Origin of the sequence: Nocardia vulneris, from assembly GCF_001613425.1 — a bacterium.
Classification (GTDB): Bacteria; Actinomycetota; Actinomycetes; order Mycobacteriales; family Mycobacteriaceae; genus Nocardia; species Nocardia vulneris.
Map to the genome: position 1 here is coordinate 43,465 of NZ_BDCI01000036.1, position 19,204 is coordinate 62,668.

General features: G+C 68.2%; 18 protein-coding genes. 9 read left to right on the forward strand and 9 right to left on the reverse strand.

From position 1 onward, the window contains the following. Positions 1-69: 69 nt before the first annotated feature. Positions 70-2,139, reverse strand: a complete 2,070-nt coding sequence (locus NVU01S_RS32080) for an NAD(+) synthase (RefSeq protein ID WP_043668281.1) — start codon at positions 2,137-2,139, stop codon at positions 70-72. Positions 2,140-2,226: 87 nt separating this feature from the next. Between NVU01S_RS32080 and NVU01S_RS32085 the strand changes: the two genes are divergently transcribed. Together NVU01S_RS32085 and groL are read left to right on the forward strand one after the other, a co-directional pair. Further along, a complete protein-coding gene (locus tag NVU01S_RS32085) occupies positions 2,227-2,520 on the forward strand; it encodes a hypothetical protein (protein ID WP_014988705.1) in 294 nt (97 codons plus the stop codon). Positions 2,521-2,735: 215 nt separating this feature from the next. Continuing rightward, positions 2,736-4,361 carry a chaperonin GroEL gene (gene groL, locus NVU01S_RS32090; protein ID WP_014988704.1) on the forward strand — a complete coding sequence of 542 codons (1,626 nt, stop codon included), beginning with the start codon at positions 2,736-2,738 and terminating at the stop codon, positions 4,359-4,361. Positions 4,362-4,515: 154 nt separating this feature from the next. On the opposite strand, the gene NVU01S_RS32095 is transcribed toward groL, so the two are convergent. After that, entirely contained in the window at positions 4,516-5,532 is a 1,017-nt protein-coding gene (locus tag NVU01S_RS32095) for an SMP-30/gluconolactonase/LRE family protein (protein WP_043668285.1), read from the reverse strand. A gap of 96 nt (positions 5,533-5,628) precedes the next feature. On the opposite strand from NVU01S_RS32095, the gene NVU01S_RS32100 reads away from it, so the two are divergent. From NVU01S_RS32100 to NVU01S_RS32110, 3 genes are all read left to right on the forward strand, one after another. Beyond that, positions 5,629-6,093: a MarR family winged helix-turn-helix transcriptional regulator gene (locus NVU01S_RS32100; RefSeq protein ID WP_244467200.1), complete on the forward strand. Its 465-nt coding sequence runs from the start codon at positions 5,629-5,631 to the stop codon at positions 6,091-6,093. 448 nt (positions 6,094-6,541) lie between these two features. Then, entirely contained in the window at positions 6,542-7,174 is a 633-nt protein-coding gene (locus NVU01S_RS32105) for a TetR/AcrR family transcriptional regulator (RefSeq protein ID WP_226887144.1), read from the forward strand. 39 nt (positions 7,175-7,213) lie between these two features. Further along, positions 7,214-8,074, forward strand: a complete 861-nt coding sequence (locus NVU01S_RS32110) for an alpha/beta hydrolase family protein (protein ID WP_014988700.1) — start codon at positions 7,214-7,216, stop codon at positions 8,072-8,074. Here the strand turns inward: NVU01S_RS32110 and NVU01S_RS32115 are convergent. The 3 genes from NVU01S_RS32115 to NVU01S_RS32125 form a co-directional block, all read right to left on the reverse strand. Further along, positions 8,068-8,709 carry a TetR/AcrR family transcriptional regulator gene (locus NVU01S_RS32115; RefSeq protein WP_043668288.1) on the reverse strand — a complete coding sequence of 214 codons (642 nt, stop codon included), beginning with the start codon at positions 8,707-8,709 and terminating at the stop codon, positions 8,068-8,070. The two genes, NVU01S_RS32110 and NVU01S_RS32115, sit on opposite strands and share 7 nt — an antisense overlap. 75 nt (positions 8,710-8,784) lie before the next feature. After that, positions 8,785-10,842, reverse strand: a complete 2,058-nt coding sequence (locus NVU01S_RS32120) for a prolyl oligopeptidase family serine peptidase (protein WP_043668291.1) — start codon at positions 10,840-10,842, stop codon at positions 8,785-8,787. A gap of 41 nt (positions 10,843-10,883) precedes the next feature. Then, a complete protein-coding gene (locus NVU01S_RS32125) occupies positions 10,884-11,429 on the reverse strand; it encodes an AMIN-like domain-containing (lipo)protein (RefSeq protein ID WP_043668294.1) in 546 nt (181 codons plus the stop codon). Between the two features lie 209 nt (positions 11,430-11,638). Here NVU01S_RS32125 and NVU01S_RS32130 point away from each other — a divergent pair, with 209 nt between their 5' ends. Continuing rightward, positions 11,639-12,613, forward strand: a complete 975-nt coding sequence (locus tag NVU01S_RS32130; protein WP_043668297.1) for a dipeptidase — start codon at positions 11,639-11,641, stop codon at positions 12,611-12,613. Between the two features lie 85 nt (positions 12,614-12,698). Here NVU01S_RS32130 and NVU01S_RS32135 read toward each other — a convergent pair whose 3' ends face one another. After that, the gene (locus NVU01S_RS32135; RefSeq protein WP_052280445.1) at positions 12,699-13,745 is read right to left on the reverse strand and encodes an NADP-dependent oxidoreductase; all 1,047 of its coding nucleotides are present in this window, start codon (positions 13,743-13,745) and stop codon (positions 12,699-12,701) included. Positions 13,746-13,873: 128 nt separating this feature from the next. After that, entirely contained in the window at positions 13,874-14,956 is a 1,083-nt protein-coding gene (locus NVU01S_RS32140; RefSeq protein WP_082031977.1) for an AraC family transcriptional regulator, read from the reverse strand. Between the two features lie 133 nt (positions 14,957-15,089). On the opposite strand from NVU01S_RS32140, the gene lpdA reads away from it, so the two are divergent. After that, positions 15,090-16,493 carry a dihydrolipoyl dehydrogenase gene (gene lpdA / locus NVU01S_RS32145; RefSeq protein WP_043668299.1) on the forward strand — a complete coding sequence of 468 codons (1,404 nt, stop codon included), beginning with the start codon at positions 15,090-15,092 and terminating at the stop codon, positions 16,491-16,493. 148 nt (positions 16,494-16,641) lie between these two features. After that, positions 16,642-17,346, forward strand: coding sequence for a polysaccharide deacetylase family protein (locus tag NVU01S_RS32150; RefSeq protein WP_043668302.1), 705 nt, complete (start codon positions 16,642-16,644; stop codon positions 17,344-17,346). On the opposite strand, the gene NVU01S_RS32155 is transcribed toward NVU01S_RS32150, so the two are convergent. Then, complete coding sequence (locus tag NVU01S_RS32155; RefSeq protein ID WP_042255774.1) at positions 17,347-17,763, reverse strand: PPOX class F420-dependent oxidoreductase; 417 nt, start codon at positions 17,761-17,763, stop codon at positions 17,347-17,349. 40 nt (positions 17,764-17,803) lie between these two features. Next, positions 17,804-18,220, reverse strand: a complete 417-nt coding sequence (locus tag NVU01S_RS32160; RefSeq protein ID WP_052280446.1) for a winged helix-turn-helix transcriptional regulator — start codon at positions 18,218-18,220, stop codon at positions 17,804-17,806. 99 nt (positions 18,221-18,319) lie between these two features. On the opposite strand from NVU01S_RS32160, the gene NVU01S_RS32165 reads away from it, so the two are divergent. Further along, complete coding sequence (locus NVU01S_RS32165) at positions 18,320-19,171, forward strand: SDR family oxidoreductase (protein WP_043668305.1); 852 nt, start codon at positions 18,320-18,322, stop codon at positions 19,169-19,171. Positions 19,172-19,204: the final 33 nt, after the last annotated feature.

The following is a 19,204-nucleotide window of genomic DNA, read 5'->3' on the forward strand; positions in this document are numbered from 1 at the left end:
CTAAGTCCGCCGAGCCGACCGGCGCCGGGCGGATTGTGTTGCCGGGCAGCCGGTGCCGCGCGACCGGGCCTAGGGCACGTTGCGAGCGAGTTCGTCGAGCCAGGCCGCAGCCGACGCGTCGCTCGGCGCGCGCCAGTCGCCGCGCGGTGAGAGCGAGCCGCCGGAACCGACTTTCGGCGCGTTGGGCAGGGTCGAGCGTTTGAACTGGCTGGTCTGCACGAATCGGCGCAGGAACTCGGCGAGCCAGTGTTTGACGGCGGGTAGGTCGTAGGCGTTGCGCTGCTCGACGGGAATCAGATCGGGCCAGCTGCCTCGGCTGGGATCCGACCATGCGTGCCTGGCGAGATAGGCGATGCGGCTGGGCCGATAACCGAAGCGCAGCAGGTAGTAGAGGTGGAAGTCCTGCAACTCGTACGGCCCGACGGTGGCCTCGGAGCTCTGGCTCGGCGCCGCGCTGTCGCCGGCGTGCGGGGCGCCGGTGCCGGGCACCAACTCCGGTGAGATCTCGGTCCGCAGAATGGATCCGAGCACCTCGCCCGCCGCCGGTCCGAATTCGCCGGTGTCCACCGACCACGCGATCAGGTATTTGATCAGCGTTTTCGGCACCGAGGCGTTCACGCTGTAGTGCGCCATGTGGTCGCCGACGCCGAAAGTGCACCAGCCGAGGGCGAGTTCGCTCAGATCGCCGGTGCCGAGCACCAGGGCGCCGTGCTGGTTCGCCAGCCGGAACAGGTGCGAGGTGCGCTCGCCCGCCTGCACGTTCTCATAGGTGACGTCGTACTGCGGTACCCCGTCGGCGGCCGGGTGCCCGAGGTCGCGCAGCATCTGTGTGGCCGAGGGCCGGATGTCGATTTCGCGTGCGGTGACCCCGAGCGCGTCCATCAGGCGATGCGCGTCGGTGCGGGTCCGGGTACTCGTGGCGAAGCCGGGCATGGTGTAGGCCAGCACATTCGCCCGGGGCAGGCCGAGTCGATCCATGGTCTTCGCCGCGACGATCAGCGCCAGCGTGGAGTCCAGCCCGCCGGACACACCGATCACCACGCGCTCTGTCCCGGTGGCGCGCAGCCGGGTACTCAGTCCCGCCACCTGGATCTGCTGGACCTCGGCACACCGTTCGTTGCGCACCGCCGGATCGGCGGGAACGTAAGGAAAGCGCTCGATTTCGCGGCGCAGCGGCACGGCCGCGCGCGGGATCGGCAAGGTCACGTCGATGCGCCGCAGCCGCGCCAGCCGCTCGCGGTGATCGTGCAGATTGTCGGCAAAGCTGGTGGTGCGCAAACGATCAGCGGCCAGCCGTCGCAGGTCGAGATCGGCGGTGACCAGCTGCGGCCGGTCGGCGAAGCGCTCGCCCTCGGCCAGCAGGTCGCCGTTCTCGCACACCAGAGCCTGGCCGTCCCAGGCCAGATCCGTCGTCGATTCGCCCTGCCCCGCAGCCGAATACAGGTAGGCGGCCAGGTAGCGCGCGGAATGCGAAGTGCAGAGCGCACGTCGGTAATCGGCCTTACCGATGACGATATTGCTCGCGGACAGATTGACCAGTACGGTCGCGCCCGCCAATGCGGCATAACCGCTGGGCGGCAACGGAACCCAGCCGTCCTCGCAGATCTCGAGATGAAAAACGAAACCCGCGAGATTGTTCGCCGTGAACAACAGATCGGCGCCGAACGGCACCCGCTGACCGGCGATGGTGATGTGCGTGTCGAGATTTTCCCGGGCTGCGGCGAATTGCCGCTTCTCATAGAACTCACGGTAATTCGGCAGATAGCTCTTCGGTACCGCGCCGAGCACCACGCCCGCGGAAATCGCGATCGCGCAATTGAACAGCCGCCCCTGGCTGCGCACCGGCGCGCCGACCACGAGCACGGTGGCCAGGTGCGCGCTCGCCGCGACGACCCGGGTCAGCGCCGCCTGCACGGCGTCGTCCAGCGCGTCCTGGTGGAACAGGTCGTCCGCGGTGTAGCAGGACAGCCCCAGCTCGGGGAACACGGTCAGCACCGCGCCGTCGGCCGCGGCCTGCTCGGCCAGGTGCAGGGTCTGCGTCACGTTGTCCGCCGGATCGGCGACCCGCACTCCCGGCACCGCCACCGCCACCCGCGCGAAGTCGTGCCGGTAGAGCGAATCGAAGGGCAGGTCGTGCACGGCCGTCCCCCTTAGCGGAGAATATCGAAAATGATCATGATTCCCTTCTGCAATCTACGCCGCCCCGCGGCCCGCTAAGCTATAGCAATGGCGGATGAAACGGATTCCGACCTAATCGCGGGGGAACGACGCGCGGATCTGCTGCGTGCGCTTTCTTATGTGTCCACGGAGTCGCAGCCGGACGGCAGTTATGTCGTCAACGGCGACCTTCCCCCCGACGTGGCGCCCCCTTTTATCAGGGCGATCATGCGGGTCGAAGCGGAGTTGTTGTTGCACGACGCGGAGCTGGTCACGGTGGAGGGCGGTGAGCCGCGCACGCCGGAGGAACGCCGGACCGACGCCTTCGTGGCGCTGGTGCTGCGCGTCGACGACCGCGCCTGAACCGAGCGAACCGACCTTGCACTCGGCACCCCCGAGTGCTAGAAATGGCTTTGGCACTCTCTACCGGTGAGTGCCAGGTCGGGACGGTGAGACCGGGTTCCATCGACACCCTCGGTCGTCCGTCGCGGGCACCGAACCTGGCCAGCGTAATGGGGCGATCCAACCTGCGGTCGTCCTGTGTGTCAGCCATATACATGGAGGATCTCAACAACGCCATGGCCAAGACAATTGCGTACGACGAAGAGGCCCGTCGCGGTCTCGAGCGGGGCCTCAATGCCCTCGCTGACGCGGTCAAGGTGACGCTGGGGCCGAAGGGTCGCAACGTTGTCCTGGAGAAGAAGTGGGGCGCCCCCACGATCACCAACGATGGTGTGTCCATCGCCAAGGAGATCGAGCTGGAGGACCCGTACGAGAAGATCGGCGCCGAGCTGGTCAAGGAAGTCGCCAAGAAGACCGACGACGTCGCGGGCGACGGCACCACCACCGCCACCGTGCTCGCCCAGGCGCTCGTGCGTGAGGGCCTGCGCAACGTCGCGGCCGGCGCCAACCCCCTCGGCCTGAAGCGCGGCATCGAGAAGGCCGTCGAGGCCGTCACCGCCAAGCTGCTCGACACCGCCAAGGAGATCGATACCAAGGAGCAGATCGCTGCTACCGCCGGTATCTCCGCGGGCGACTCGTCCATCGGTGAGCTCATCGCCGAAGCCATGGACAAGGTCGGCAAGGAAGGCGTCATCACCGTCGAGGAGAGCAACACCTTCGGGCTCCAGCTGGAGCTCACCGAGGGCATGCGCTTCGACAAGGGCTACATCTCGGGTTACTTCGTCACCGACCCGGAGCGTCAGGAAGCGGTCCTCGAGGATCCGTACATCCTGCTGGTCGGCTCGAAGGTCTCGACCGTCAAGGACCTGCTGCCGCTGCTGGAGAAGGTCATCCAGGCCGGCAAGCCGCTGCTGATCATCGCCGAGGACGTCGAGGGCGAGGCCCTGTCCACCCTGGTGGTCAACAAGATCCGTGGCACCTTCAAGTCCGTCGCCGTCAAGGCGCCGGGCTTCGGTGACCGCCGCAAGGCGCAGCTCGCCGACATCGGCATCCTGACCGGTGGCGAGGTCATCACCGAAGAGGTCGGCCTCTCGCTGGAGACCGCCGGCATCGAGCTGCTGGGCCAGGCGCGCAAGGTCGTCATCACCAAGGACGAGACCACCATCGTCGAGGGTGCGGGCGACGCGGAGGCCATCAAGGGCCGCGTGGCGCAGATCCGGGCCGAGATCGAGAACTCGGATTCGGACTACGACCGGGAGAAGCTGCAGGAGCGTCTGGCCAAGCTGGCCGGCGGTGTTGCGGTGATCAAGGCCGGTGCCGCGACCGAGGTCGAGCTCAAGGAGCGCAAGCACCGCATCGAAGATGCCGTGCGTAACGCGAAGGCCGCCGTCGAAGAGGGCATCGTCGCCGGTGGTGGCGTTGCGCTGCTGCAGTCGGCGCCCGCGCTCGACGATCTGACCCTGACCGGTGACGAGGCGACGGGCGCGAACATCGTGCGGGTCGCGCTGTCGGCGCCGCTGAAGCAGATCGCCTTCAACGCCGGCCTCGAGCCGGGCGTTGTCGCCGAGAAGGTCTCGAACCTTCCGGCGGGCCACGGCCTGAACGCCGACTCGGGCGCCTACGAGGACCTGCTGGCCGCCGGCGTTGCCGACCCGGTCAAGGTCACCCGCTCGGCGCTGCAGAACGCGGCGTCCATCGCGGCGCTGTTCCTCACCACCGAGGCCGTCGTCGCCGACAAGCCGGAGAAGGCCGCCGCTCCCGCGGGCGACCCGACCGGTGGCATGGGCGGCATGGACTTCTGAGTCCTGCCTTCCGGCAACACCTTTCAGAAAACCGAAAGCCGGTCCACCCTCGGGTGGGCCGGCTTTCGGCTTGTCGCGGCGTCCCTTCCGCTTACTCCGCGACCTACTATACAGGTAAGCCTAACCTTAATTCCAGCGGGGTGTAACTACAGGGTCAGATCCCGGCTACCGCGAGCACGGCGAACGGCTCCGGCGTGCCCGGGCCCATCGGGCCGCCTTTGTCGAATTGCGAGGCGACCACCAGGATTCGGTCGTCCACCCGCACCAATGTGGTTGGCAGGGCCAGGGATTCGTCGGTGAAGCGCGCGTCCAGGGTGGCGCTGGTCCCGTCGTCGGCCAGCGTCCAGCGCGAGATCGTCGCGGCCGTGTTCTGCACCGCCCACAGGGTGTGGTCGTGCAGGTCCAGCCCGTCGCCGAAGGTCAGATCGCCGCCGCGCAGCGCGACTTTGCGGATCGGGCCGATTGCGTTGGGGGCGAGGTCGATTCGGAACAGCTCGCCCGCGTGCATGTCGACCGCCAGCAGATAACGACCGGCGGGATCGGCCACGATGCCGTTCAGAGTGAAGTCGCTCGGAGCGTGCGGCGCCAGCGCCGGGTTCAGGTCGAAGTGCGCGGTCAACTCGGCCCGTCCGCCGTGCGCGGCGGTCGCGCTGACCTGATCGGCGGTGACGCGATAGACCACGCCGCGGCTGGAATCGGTCAGATAGGCCGTGCCGTCCGGGGTGACGGCCAGGTCGTTGACGAATCTCGGGGCGGTTCCGGCGACGTCGAAGCGGGCGATCGGCGCGCGAGTCGCGGTGTCGTACACGGTGACTCCGGCGGTCGAGTCCGTCACCCACAGGCGTCCCGCCTGATCGACTTTCAGGCCGTTGGCGGTCTTGCGGCCGTCGGCTCCCTCGGGGAGGAAGACCTCGGCCGTCGCGGCGCCGGGGGCGGCCCGATAGATCGCGCCGGTGGTGTACGAGCCGACGTAGGTGTCGCCGGTGCGGGGGTCGGCGGCGATGCCCTCCGGGTAGGCGTGATCACTCGGTAGCGCGTAGGCGGTGCTGATCCGGGTGGCCTGCGTGGCCGGGGTGGGTGGTGTGGCTTCCTCGGTGCCGCAGGCCGCGAGCAGACCGCAGGCCACGGTGATGGCCAGGGTCGACAGGCCGAGTCGAGTCGGGTGCTGCATGGTTAAGCCTCTCATTGAAGAATGAGTACGAAGCTAGATTAGAGTTCTAATATTCGTCAAGAGTCTAATGATCGAATGGGCGGATACGATCGGGTGATGACGTCCCTGCCCTCCACCGAGCGGATCGGCTCGTACGTGAAGCGCGCCGAACAGGCGCTGCAAACGGCGAAGCACGCCGCCTTGAAGCCGGCGGGCGTCACGGTGCCTCAGTACGCCGCCCTGCTGCACCTCGACGAGAACCCCGGCATCTCGGCCGCGGCACTGGCCCGGCTCTGCGGTGTCACCGCGCCCACGATGAACACCGTGCTGTCCAATCTGCAGGATCGCGGTCTCATCGAGCGGACCCCGCACGCGTGGCACAAGAACATCCTGGAAACCAGGTTGACCGAGGCGGGCGCCGCGGTGATGCGCGACGCCGACGCCCGTGCGGTCCGGGTCGAGCGGGCTGTCGCCGCCGGTTTCACCGACGCCGAGCGCGCCACGCTGCAAGACCTGCTGACCCGCTGTGCCGACCTGTTCGACTCGGTTCGGCCCGAAACCCCATCCGCCACAAAGGGTTGACCGGTCGGCGCTTTGTCCGGGCCGCCGGAGAACCGAACGTCGGAGTAGTGGGGATCGCTTGTGGCTCTTGGCGTTCGGTCAATTCGGCGCGTATTCGCAGATGGGATGAATCCGACATAACCAGCGGACCAGTTCGCTTTATGAATAATTCTATGAATTCCCGTCAAAATCGCCCACGCGTGCTGTGACCGAACTGTTAGAACTGTTTTGGCAAACATTCAGTGACAAGGCAGCTGTCCGCAATCCGCAGAAGTGTCGGACGGTCTGAAAAACTGTTGTCCGTGCTCGGAAGGATTCCGTTAAGAGTCGCCCGGCCCAGTTTTCGTAGGACGACATTGTGTGCGCAACGAACCTGCCAACTCTGGGCAAACGCCCGGTCAGGCCATGGTTGAAACGAACAGCCCGATCCATGTCGAGCGCTTCTGGCGCTTCTGTATTGTCTGCCCCAATGTCACAGGATGCGAATACGGGTCGAATGTATGCCGGGCAACCCGTCGAGGACCGGCAACGTCAGCGGCGTGCGCGTTTTCTGGAATCAGGCCTGACGGTCTTCGCGCGCGACGGCTACGCCAATAGTTCGGTCGGCGCCATCTGTAAGGACGCCGGACTCTCCTCACGACAGTTCTACGAGGAGTTCACCGGCCGCGAGTCCCTACTACTAGAGCTCTATGAGCAGATCGACCGTGAATCGCGCGACGCGGTCGCCAAGGCGCTGGAGGCGAAGACCGACGCGAGCGTGCTCGAGATCATCGACGCGTCCGTGCGCGCCTACGTCGAATCCATCGGCGCCGATCCGCGCAAGGCCCGCGTCGCCTTGGTCGAGGTGGTCGGGGCGGGCCCCAAGGTGGAGAAGTTCCGGTTGGAGCTGCGCCGGGTGTGGGGATCGCTGCTGGCCGGCGCCGCGGAGGACGCGGCCCTGCAGGGGGAGATCCCGACCGGCGACTACGAGATGCGCGTGCTGGCGGTGATCGGCGCGGTCAACTATGTGGTGGATTCGTGGAGCGGTTCGGACCCGCGCCCGCCGCTCGACGACGTGATCAGGGTGCTGAGCAGGGTGATCATGGGAGCCGTCCGGGCTTGAGCAGGTCGCGGCGCGGACCGGCGCGGTAGCGTGCCGGGCATGGAAACGGTCCCGATCCAGATGCCGGACGGCAGTACGGTGCCGGTCCGGCTGATTCCGGCCTCGGGTGCGCACCGGCACCCGGTCACGCCGGACGCCCCGCGTCCGGTGCTGGTGGTCGTGCCCGGCCTCGGGGTGCCCGGCGAGTACTACGACGGTTTCGCCCTCGGTCTGTCCCGGCGCGGCTTCGACGTGGCCATCGGCGAGTTGCGCGGCAACGGCGCGAGCACGCCGAAGCCGAGCGCCGCGAGCACCTACGGCTACCACGAGCTGGTCTCGGTCGACTTCCCGGCGATCTTCCAGGTGGTGCGCGACCGGTTCCCGGCGAGCACGCCGTACCTGCTCGGGCACAGCATGGGTGGTCAGCTCGCCGTGCTGTACGCCTCGCGAATTCGCGGGCGGCTCGGCGGGCTGATCCTGATCGCCTCCGGCACGCCGTATCACCGTGGCTACCGGGGACTTTCGGGTCCGGGCATGCTCGTCGGCACCGCGGCGGTCTCGTTGACGGCGAACCTGGCGGGCTTCTGGCCGGGCGATCGGATCTCGATGGGCTTCGGCAGGCAGTCCAAGGTGCTGATCTCGGACTGGGCCCGGCTCGCCCGCACCGGCCGGTTCGTGCCGGTCGGGGCCGATATCGACTACGAGGAGCGGATCGCCCGGCTGAAGCTGCCGGTGCTCTCGATCACCATGACCGGCGACGAACTGACCCCGCCGGGCTCGGCCGAACACCTGCTGGCGAAGCTGCCCAAGGCCGACGTGACCACCTGGCGCGCACCGGAACCGTTGGGGCACAACGGCTGGATCCGCGATTACACCGGCACGGTCGATCAGATCGAGAAGTGGTTGCGCGATCGTCAGTGAGGCCTGCGCGGTGTCTCGACATACCGGGCGAACCCGTCGAGCATCGCGTCGACCCCGATATCGAAGTGGTCGGCCGGTGAAAGGTCCTCGGCCGCATCGGGTTCCGCGCGTACCGCGGCGATGGTGTAGCTGAGCAGGTGGCCGAGCACGTATTCGCGCAGGCAGGTGGTCAGTTGCGCCGCGACATGCGCCGGAAACCCCGCACCCTGCAGATGTTCCACCAGCCAGCTGCCGGTCTCCAGCGCGGACTCGCTGCGCACCGGCCGAGTCGCGAAGACCGGCACCGCATTCGGATGCCGGCGCAATGTGGAGCACAACCGGTGGGTGTAGGCGCGCATGAGCTCGCGCCAAGGTTCCTGCCAGGGCAGCGAGGTCATGTCCAGCTCGTTGAACATGGTCGCGGCGACGGCGTCGAACAGGTCCTGCTGGTCGGCGAAGTGCCGGTAGGCCGCCATCGGGTCGGCGCCGAGCGCGGCGCCGAGTTTGCGCATGGAAAACCCGTCGATGCCGGTCTGGTCGATGAGGCGCAGCGCGACGACGGCGATGTGGTCGCGGTTCAGCGCGACCCGCCGCGACGGCGCGGCGCGGCGCGCGCTGTCGCGTATCGGCTTTCCGGCGGCGTTCTCGCCCTGCACGACTGCTCCTCCCGAGCCGGGTCTACGGCGTAGACGACTCCACTACACCGTAGGCCCGGGCGGTCGAATCGGCCGCTATTTGCCGCGTTCGATCAGCATCTGCGTGAAGAACTCGTAGATCAGGCCCGCCTGGAAGGCGGACTGCTTGTTGTCCGCCGCGCCGCCGTGGCCGCCTTCGATGTTCTCGTGGTACCAGAATTCGTGCCCTTGCTCCTCGAGCAGCGCGGCCATCTTGCGGGCGTGGCCGGGGTGCACGCGATCGTCGCGGGTGGAGGTGGTGAGCAGGATCGGCGGATAGGCCACGTCGGCGCGGGCGTTCTGATACGGCGAGTACTTGCTGATGTACTCCCATTCCTCGGGCTTGTCCGGGTCGCCGTACTCGGCGATCCACGAGGCGCCCGCGAGCAGCAGGTGATAGCGCTTCATGTCCAGCAGCGGCACCTGGCAGACGATCGCGCCGAACAGCTCCGGATAGCGGGTGAGCATCACGCCCATCAGCAGGCCGCCGTTGCTGCCGCCCACCGCGCCGAGCTGGTCGGCGGTCGTGATGCCTCGGGCGACAAGGTCTTTCGCGATCGCCGCGAAATCCTCGTACACCTTGTGCCGGTTCGCCTTCTGCACCGAGGTGTGCCACTGCGGGCCGTATTCGCCGCCGCCGCGGATGTTCGTCATCACCCAGGTGCCGCCGCGTTCCAGCCAGCCCATACCGGACGCGCCGCTGTAGGCCGGCGTGCGGGAGACCTCGAAGCCGCCGTAGCCGGACATCACCGTCGGGCCGGGCACGCCCTTGCGATCCCGATGCCGGATCACGAAGTACGGCACCGCGGTGCCGTCCGCCGAGGTCGCGAAGAACTGCTCGGTCTCGATGCCGTCGGCGTCGAAGAAGCCGGGCTCCTGCTTGAGCCGAATGCTCTGCCCGCCGACCGAACTGGCCAGCAGTGTGGCGGGCGTGGTGAAACCACTGGTGGTGAGCATGAATTCGTCGCCGCCCTCGAGCGGGTCGAGATTCAGCACGCTGGTCGTCGCCATCGGCGGGGTGTCGGCCAGTGACTCCCGGCGCCAGCCGTCGGCGCCCGGCGTCACCACGTACAGCTTGGTCTGCACGTCCTCCAGGGTGATCAGCAGCAGGTGGTGCTCGGTCCAGCCGTAGCCGTGCAGCGAGGTGTGCGCGTCCGGTGTGAAGATCACCTCGAAATCCCTTGCCCCGGCGAGGAATCGCTCGAAGTCGGTGGCCAGCAGCGCACCCGCGGGATAGGTCCGGCCGCCGACCTCCCACGGCGACTTCAACCGGACGAGCAGCCAGTCCTTGTACCAGGATTCGCTGGCGTCGGTCGGGGTGTCCAGGTGGGTCAGCGTGCCGTCGGCGCCGACCAGGTACACCTCTTCGTTGAAGAAGTCGGTGGCCCGGCCGACGAAATGCCGTTCGTAGCCCGGGGTTCGGTCATAACCCGCCGAGACCGCGACGTCCTCGGCCGCGCCCTCGAAGACGGTCTCCGCCGCCGTCAGTTCGGTACCGCGCCGCCAGCGCTTGGCGATGCGCGGATAGCCGGAATCGGTGAGCGAGCCGGGGCCGAAATCGGTGCCGATGTACACCGAATCCAGGTCGATCCAGCGCATCTCGGATTTCGCCTCGGGCAGGAAGTACCCGCCGTCTTCGGGGGCGATGAACGCCCTTGTCGCAAGGTCGAATTCGCGCACCACCTTGGCGTCCGCGCCGCCGCGGGACAGGCTGATCAGCGCCCGGGACTGTTCGGGCCGCAGTACCGCCGCGCCGCCCCAGACCCAGTTCTCCTCCTCGGCGGCAGCGAGCGCGTCCAGGTCGATCAGCACGTCCCAGTCCGGCGACTCCTTGGCGTATTCGTCGAAGGTCGTGCGCCGCCACAGGCCGCGCGGATGCTCGGCGTCGCGCCAGAAGTTGTAGAGCCAGCGGCCGCGCCGTCCCGGGTAGGCGATCTTGGTGTCCGTATCGAGCATGTCCAGGATGCGGTGCTCGAGTTCGCTGAACCGGTCGGAGGAGGCGAATCGCTCGACGACGAGGTCGTTGTGCGCCCGCGCCCAATCGAGGGCTCGCTCGTCGGTCACTTCTTCGAGCCAGAGGTAAGGATCGGTCACGTTCTGCTCAACGCCGCTCATCCCCACATTGTTGCCGAGCGCCGCGCATCGGCACGTGGGGGTTACCACAAGTGTGCTACGTCCACCACGACGCGCGAGCCGCTACCGGGACCGTCGAGGGTGAACACCCGCATCGGCAAGCGGGCGCGCACCCCGAGGCCGACGGTGGTCTGACCTTCGAACGAGCCGGCCCACGCGACCTGACGGAAGGTGCGATAGCCGGCGACGTCGGCCAGCTCGGTACGGTGCGCCGGCTGGTAGGTGGCGTGGCCTGCGTCGTTGTAGGCGGGCGCGAGCACGACGACATTCAGGAACGCGCCGCCGCGCAGCGCGACCGGCGTACCCGATCCGTCCGCGCGGACCCGGTCGACGTAGCCGACCCGATACCCCGACACCGGGCCGGCCAGGTCGATGACCAGCCGGTCGAAGCATTCGTGGCGGCCGGTGCGCAGGCCGGTGACCGGCGCGGTGGACATCGCGGGATTCGTTTTGTCGAGCGAACCCCACACCAGTCCGCAGTAGGCGGGAGTCGCGGTAGCCGCGCCGGGCACGATCCAGAGGCCGGCGCACAGCGCGACGGAGGCGATCAGGAGAAACAAGCGACGCATGTCGCACCGCCTTCAGGCAGTAAGAATGGAGCACTCGGTGAATCGGGCGAATTGGACACGCTGTTACCGTGCGCGGCGCTGACCTCGGTCAAGGCGGATTGCACCGAATCGATGCACAGCGCCACCGCGGGTTTGCCGGTGACCGCGTCCGCCGCGGCACCGGCAGTAGGATCGCAGCTCCGAGGCCGGTCCGATCAGGAGGTTCGCGGTTGCCGCACTTTCTCTGGGAGCAGCACTGCTGTCTGCCGCTGCTGCCGTCGGCGCGGATCGCGGATCTGGCGCGCTATCCGTCCGGCTCGTATCTGTCGGTGAACGTCGGCTATTCGGCGCAGTCGACCGCCGATTCGCTGGCACTGATCCGGCAGTTCCGCGCGGACGCCCACGCCGATGGCCGATTCCGGTTGGTGCACAAGCACTCCGACATCGGCGACCCGGAAACCATCGCGCTCGCCTTCGATCTGGAGGACTCGGGCCCCCTCGGCGGTGACCTGGACAACGTCGCGCGGTTCTACGAGTTGGGTGTGCGTTCGCTGCTACCCACCTACAACCATGCCAACGCGGCCGGGTGCGGGTGTCTCGACACCGCGGACACCGGGCTCACCGCCTACGGCCGAGAGCTGGTGCGCGCGCTCAACGAGGTCGGCATGTTCGTCGACGGGTCGCACTGTTCCCGCCGCACCGCGCTGGATCTCGCCGCGCATTCGCAGGCGCCGGTGATCTACAGCCACTCGAATTTCGCCGCACTCTGGGAGCATCCGCGCAACATCACCGACGAGCAGGCGAAGGTCTGCGCCGCCACCGGCGGGGTGATCGGACTGAACGGCGTCGGAATCTTTCTGGGACACAACGGGATCGATGCGGCCGGCGCGCGGATCGAGGCGCTGGCCGACCACGTCGAACACGGTGCCGCACTCGTCGGCATCGAGCACATCGGGATCGGCTCGGACTATTCGTTCGACGCCGCGGATTTCAACGACATGCTCGCCCAGCACCCCGAGGCGTTCTCCGAGTCCTACACGAAATGGGGCCCGCTGCAATGGGTTCCGCCGGAAGACCTGCTCGGCCTGGGTGCGGTGCCCGGCCTCGACGCGGTACTCACCCGGCGCGGTTTCAGCGCCGCCGATCGAGCGGCGGTGTTCGGCGGCAACTTCTCCCGCGTCGCGGCACAGGTCTGGCGGGACTAGTCGCGAGCACGGGACCGGCCGAAAGCACAGTCCCCGAACAGGTGTGGCGCGACCATACCGGTCGCGCCACATAACCCGTGCGCGCTCAGCCGAGGCGCACCAGCATCTTGCCGGTGTTGGCGCCGGAGAGCACGCCGAGGAAGGCGGCCGGGGCCTGCTCGAGTCCCTCGTAGACGGTTTCGGTGGTGCGCAGGGTACCGTCGGCCAGCCAGCCCGCGGCCTTGCCGATGTACTCGCCGAAGATCGGGAAGTAGCTGTTGACCAGCATGCCGCGCAGCGAAACCTCCCGGGTCGCAGCCTTGTACAGGTCCGGACCCGGCGCGTCGGCGGCGCCGTTGTAGCCGCTGATCGCGCCGACCAGTGCGATCCGGCCCTTCGGCCGCATCGCCTCGACCGCGACGCGCAGGTGTTCGCCGCCCACGCTGTCGAGGTAGACGTCGATGCCCTCGGGCGCCGCCGCGGCCAGCTGCCCGGCCAGATCGCCGGCCCGGTAGTCGAGGGCGGCGTCGAAGCCGAATTCGTCGAGCAGCAGCCGGGTCTTGGCCGGGCCGCCCGCGGAGCCGATCACTTTCGCCGCGCCGAGTGCCCGGGCGATCTGGCCCGCGACGCTGCCGACCGCCCCCGCGGCGGCCGAGATGAACACGGTGTCACCGGGATTCACCTGCGCCACATCGGTGAGCGCGGCGTACGCGGTGAGACCCGTGGTGCCGAGCGCACCGAGGTAGTGGTGGTCGGCGGCGAGCGCGGGATCGATCGGGGTGGCCACGGCCGCGTCCAGCACCGCGTACTCCCGCCAGCCCGCGAAGTGGGACACGGTGCTGCCCACCGGAATTCCCGGCGCTGTGGAGGCGACGACCGCGCCGACCGCGGATCCCTCCAATGCCTCGCCCAGCTGGAACGGCGCGATGTAGGACGGCCGGTCGTCCATCCGGCCCCGCATGTACGGGTCCACGGACATCCAGGTGTTGCGCACCAGGATCTGCCCCGCGGCCAGCGCCGGAATCGGCTTGTCCACCAGCGCGAAATCCGCGGCGGTCGGCGCGCCGGTCGGCCGCGCCGCCAGCTGGATCTCGCGCGAGGTCCGCGGCAGGCCGGTCTGGGTGGTCTCGGTGTCGGTGGTCTGAACGCTCATTGCTCTGCCTCTGCTTCGGTGACTCTCGCGGACCCCGTCGATCCGGTACGGCCAACGCTATGAGCTGCGCGTCGTCGGCCCCAGGTCCGCGCACGCCACGCACCGGTCCAAATGCGACAGGTCTGGGGTCAGGAGAGTTTGAGGCGTGACGGGGACGTGCCGCTCCAGCGGTGCACTGCCTTGCGCAGCGCCCGATCGTCGGTGAAGCCGAGCCGGTCGGCGATCGCCGCGGTGCTCAGCTGCCCTTCGGCGAGTAGCGCTTTCGCCTGTTCGTAGCGGACCCGGTCGTATTCGGCTCGCCAACTGGTGCCGTGTTCGGCGAGCTGCCGCTGCAGGGTGCGCGGGCTGACCGCGAGGCGGCGGGCGACGGTCGTCAGCGCCGCGTCACCGGCGGCGAGGGCCGCGCCCAGCGCGACGCGGAACGCTTCCAGCGGACCGGGGATGGTGCGCGCGGAGGCCAGGACCAGGTCGGCGTGGCTGCGCAGCAACTCGGCCAGCATCGGGTCGGCGCGGGGCAGTGCGGCGGTGGCATCGGCGGCGGCGAAGGTGATGGTGTCGGCGGGTGCGTCGAACTCGATGCGGTCGGTGCCGAAGGCGTCCACCAGCACGGCGTGGTCGGCCGGCGCGGCGCGGCTGAAGGCGACCCGCTCGGGTACCACGGGCCTGCCGGTGGCTTCGCGAGCACGCCGCAGGTAGTAGGCGAGCACGTACTCGTTGACGGCCGCCACCACCGCCGGATCGCCCGCGGTGGTGCGGAAGCCGACGGTGAGCGCGCCGTCGTGGGTGAGGTCGAAGCCTTCGGCGGCCGCGGTCACCAACCGGTGATACGGCTGTGCGGCGAGCAGCGCGTCGGTCAGCGTCGGCCCGTTCGTGACGAGATAGTCCCAGGTGGTGAGCGTGCCGAGCGGCGCTGCCGCGACCACCGCGAGCCCGGCCCCTGGCTCCGGATGGGCCTGAGCGAGCAGCTCCCACAGCCGGATCAGCGAGTGCAGCGGAATGCGATCGAGCTCGCCCGCCAAAGCCGCGTCATCGACTCCGTGGATCGCCGCGAGCCGGTCCGCGCCGACGCCGAACCGCAGCGCGGTGTCGCGGACCAGCCGGATCAGCTGCGTCGAGGCCGTGCCGTCGATCGGCGAGGCCGGTGATGGAGGGCCGCCCGGTGCGGCCGTGTGGTCGGCGGCGATCGCACCCGCCGATCGACCCGCATCCACGGGTCAACAGTAGCGAGCCCGGACCGCTCGGTCTCGATCCGATCCGCTCCGCGACCGCCGGGGTGTGGCCCACGGCGCATTGTTGTGGGGGACCGGTGGGCCAACTCGCGGCGACAGAGTTAGGCTCGGTGGCGTGACTTCCCATTACGACGTTGTCGTTCTCGGTGCCGGTCCTGGCGGTTACGTCGCCGCCATCCGTGCGGCACAGTTAGGCCTCCGTACCGCGATCGTCGAGCAAAAGTACTGGGGCGGTGTGTGCCTGAACGTCGGCTGCATCCCTTCCAAGGCGCTGCTGCGTAACGCCGAACTCGCGCACATCTTCACCAAGGAAGCCAAGACCTTCGGGATCTCGGGCCAGGTGGACTTCGACTTCGGTGTGGCGTTCGATCGCAGCCGCAAGGTGGCGGACGGCCGGGTCAAGGGCGTCCACTTCCTGATGAAGAAGAACAAGATCGACGAGTTCGACGGCAAGGGCACCTTCACCGACGCGAACACCCTGTCGGTCGAGTTGTCGAAGGGCGGCACCGAGACCGTCACGTTCGACAACGTGATCATCGCGACCGGCACCGTCACCAAGCTGCTGCCCGGCACCCAGCTCAGCGCCAACGTGGTCACCTACGAGGAGCAGATCCTCACCCGCGACCTGCCCGGCTCGATCCTGATCGTCGGCGCGGGCGCCATCGGCATGGAGTTCGCCTACGTCCTCAAGAACTACGGCGTGGACGTGCGCATCGTCGAGTTCCTCGACCGAGCGCTGCCGAACGAGGACGTCGACGTCTCCAAGGAGATCACCAAGCAGTACAAGAAGCTCGGCATCACCATCACCACCGGTGCGGCCGTGCAGTCCATCGATGACGACGGCTCGAAGGTCACCGTCTCGATCAAGGACAACAAGTCCGGCAACGTGGAGACGGTCACCGTCGACAAGGTGCTGCAGGCCGTCGGCTTCGCGCCCCGGGTCGAGGGTTACGGCCTCGAGGCGGCGGGCGTGCAGCTCACCGACCGCGGCGCCATCGCGATCGACGACTACATGCGCACCAACGTGGATCACATCTACGCCATCGGCGATGTCACCGCCAAGCTGCAGCTGGCCCACGTCGCGGAGGCGCAGGGCGTGGTCGCGGCCGAGACCATCGCGGGTGCGGACACCGTCACCCTGGGCGATTACCGGATGATGCCGCGCGCCACCTTCTGTCAGCCGCAGGTCGCCAGCTTCGGCCTGACCGAACAGCAGGCCCGCGACGAGGGCTACGACGTGAAGGTCGCGACCTTCCCGTTCACCGCCAACGGCAAGGCGCACGGCCTCGCCGATCCGACCGGCTTCGTCAAGCTCGTCGCCGACAACAAGTACGGCGAACTGCTCGGCGGCCACCTGATCGGCCCGGACGTCTCGGAGCTGCTGCCCGAGCTGACCCTGGCGCAGAAGTGGGATCTCACGGTCAACGAGCTGACCCGCAACGTGCACACGCACCCGACGCTCAGCGAAGCCCTGCAGGAGGCTTTCCACGGCCTCGCCGGGCACATGATCAACTTCTGAGCCGAGCCCTGAAGCGGTGGCGTCCTGCGGGACGCCACCGCTTCTGCGTGCTGCGGCGGCGTGCGTGAAAGCGTCGGCAAGTCTGTGCGCGGCAAGGGAAATCGTGCGCCGCGCACTGGTGGACCCTGCGCCGGTTTGCTAGACAGCAATGATGCGGAAGTGGTTCATCGGTGCTGCGCTGGTTCTCGTCGTGCTGCTGGTGCTGGCGGTCGGCGGGTACTACCTGATGAACTCGCGCAGTTTCCAGTTGGCCGGGCGGTTGGTGAACCGGGTCGACACGGCCGACAAAGTAGTGGCGCTGACCCTGGACGACGGGCCGACCGATCGCACCCCCGAGGTGCTGAAAACCCTTGCGGACGCCCAGATTCCGGCCACCTTCTATCTGGTGGGCGGCGACCTCGAGGCCCGTCCCCACTACGGCAGGGCGATCGCCGCGGCCGGACACGAGATCGGCAACCACAGCTACCACCACCGCCGCATGGTCTTCACCTCCGCCGATACGGTCCGCGACGAGATCGAGCGCACCGACGCCGAGATCGCGAAAACCGGCTACCAGGGCGAGGTCACGTTCCGGCCGCCGTACGGCAAGAAGCTCTGGTCGCTGCCGAAATACCTGTCCGATCACGACCGCACCACGGTGACCTGGGACGTGGAACCGGCCACGGGAGCAGCCGACACCAGCGACGGGATCGCCGCGCAGACGGTGCGCGAGGTGCGTCCCGGCTCGATCATCATCCTGCACGTGATGCATCGGTGGGCGGGCCCGGCGCTGGCCGCCATACCGCGTATCGTCAGCGAACTCCGCGCCGCGGGTTATCGATTCGTCACGGTCGCGGAGCTGCTGCGGCACTGATCAGAGCATGCCGTACGCGTGCGTCGGGGTGAGCAGGGCGAGCGCGCGGCGATCCGCGACCATGGCCCGGCGATAGTCGTCCCAGTCGGGGTGTTCGCCGTTGGCGGCCCGGTAGTAGTCGACCAGCGCTTCCACCGTTTCGTCGTGCGGGTCGGCGGCCACGGGCGTCACCGAGGCGATGGCCTCGACGACGGCGTAGGCGAAGAAGTCCGCGCGGGTCACGTGAATGGCGGCCCACGGCTCGCGGACCAGGTTGTGGTACTTCGCGCGGTCGGCGGTGAGGGAGATCCGGATGCGGCCGTCCGCGCCGATCACGTGCAGCACGTTGGACAGCTGTGGCCGGCCGTTGCGGCGAATCGTGGTCAGCACCGACCTGGGGTGGCTGCGGGCGAAGTCGACTGCTTGGGCGAGTTCCATACCGGTAGCAACCGGTGGTGATCCAGGTCTCTTCCCCGGCTCACTGCCGGTGGTAGGCCGCCTGCGCCTCGTGCACCCGCGGCATGTTCTGCTCGACCACCAGGATCAGGGCCTCGAGCCGGTCCGCGACGTCGGCGCCGAGTTCGGTGAGCGTGTATTCCACCCGCGGCGGGATGGTTTCGTGCACCTCGCGATGCACCATGCCGTCGCGCTCGAGCGCCTGCAGGGTCTGCGACAGCATGCGCTCGCTGACGCCGTCGACGCGGCGGCGCAGCGCGCTGAACCGGTACGGCCCGTCGCGTAGCGCGACCAGCGCGAGGATGCCCCAGCGACTCGCCACATTCTGCAGAACCAGCCGTGACGTGCAGTTCTTCGCGAAAACGTCGGCTTCGAGGGTCGGATCATCCAGTTCTGGCGACGCGGTGCGCGCGGTGTCGCCGGAAAATCCTGTGCTCATGAACTCAATAGTACCCAACGTGCGGATAGTGGTGTATGAATGTGTAGTACTTACTATTAGTTAGCACTAACAATCCGTACAGACCTCTGGAGGTAAGTCATGACCGTTGCCGTCACCGGTGCCAGCGGGCAGCTGGGCCGTCTCGTCGTCGAGTCCCTGCTCCGCGCGGGCGTCGCGCCGATCGTCGCGATCGTGCGTGATCCGCAGCGGGTGGCCGATCTGGCCGAACAGGGCGTGCAGGTGCGCGCGGCGAGCTACGACGATGCCGAGGCGCTCGACCGCGCGCTGGCCGGTGTCGATCGGGTGCTGCTCGTCTCCGGAAACGAGTTCGGCGCCCGAGTCGCCCAGCACACCACTGTCATTCGCGCCGCGGAGCGGGCGGGTGTGCGACTGCTCGCCTACACCAGCATTCCGCTGGGCGCCGACAGTCCGCTCATCCTGGCGCAGGAGCATATCGGCACCGAGGCGGTGCTCGCCGAATCGACTGTCCCGCACGCGATTCTGCGCAACAGCTGGTACTGGGAGAACTACCTTGGCGGCCTCGCGCACACCGTCGAATCGGGCGTGCTGCACGGCGCGGCGGGCACGGGCCGGGTATCGGGTGCGGCCCGTGCCGACTATGCCGAGGCGGCCGCGAAGGTGCTCACCACCGAGGGGCACGAGGGGCAGGTCTACGAGCTCGGCGGCGACGAGCACCTCACCTATGCCGAACTGGCCCAGGTGATTTCGCAGGCGGCGGGCAAGCCGGTCCGCTACGAGAATCTCACCGAAGCGCAGTACCTCGCCACCCTGGTGCAGGCAGGCGTACCCGAGGAGCACGCGAAGGTGCTCGCCGACGCGGATTCCGGCCTCGCCGCGGGTGCGCTCGATGTCACCAGCGGTCATCTGCAGAAGTTGCTCGGGCGGTCCTCGACCCCCGCGCTCGAGGTCTTCCGCGCCGCGCTCGCTTGATCCGAGCGGCCGATTCGCTACTACCGCAGCGAC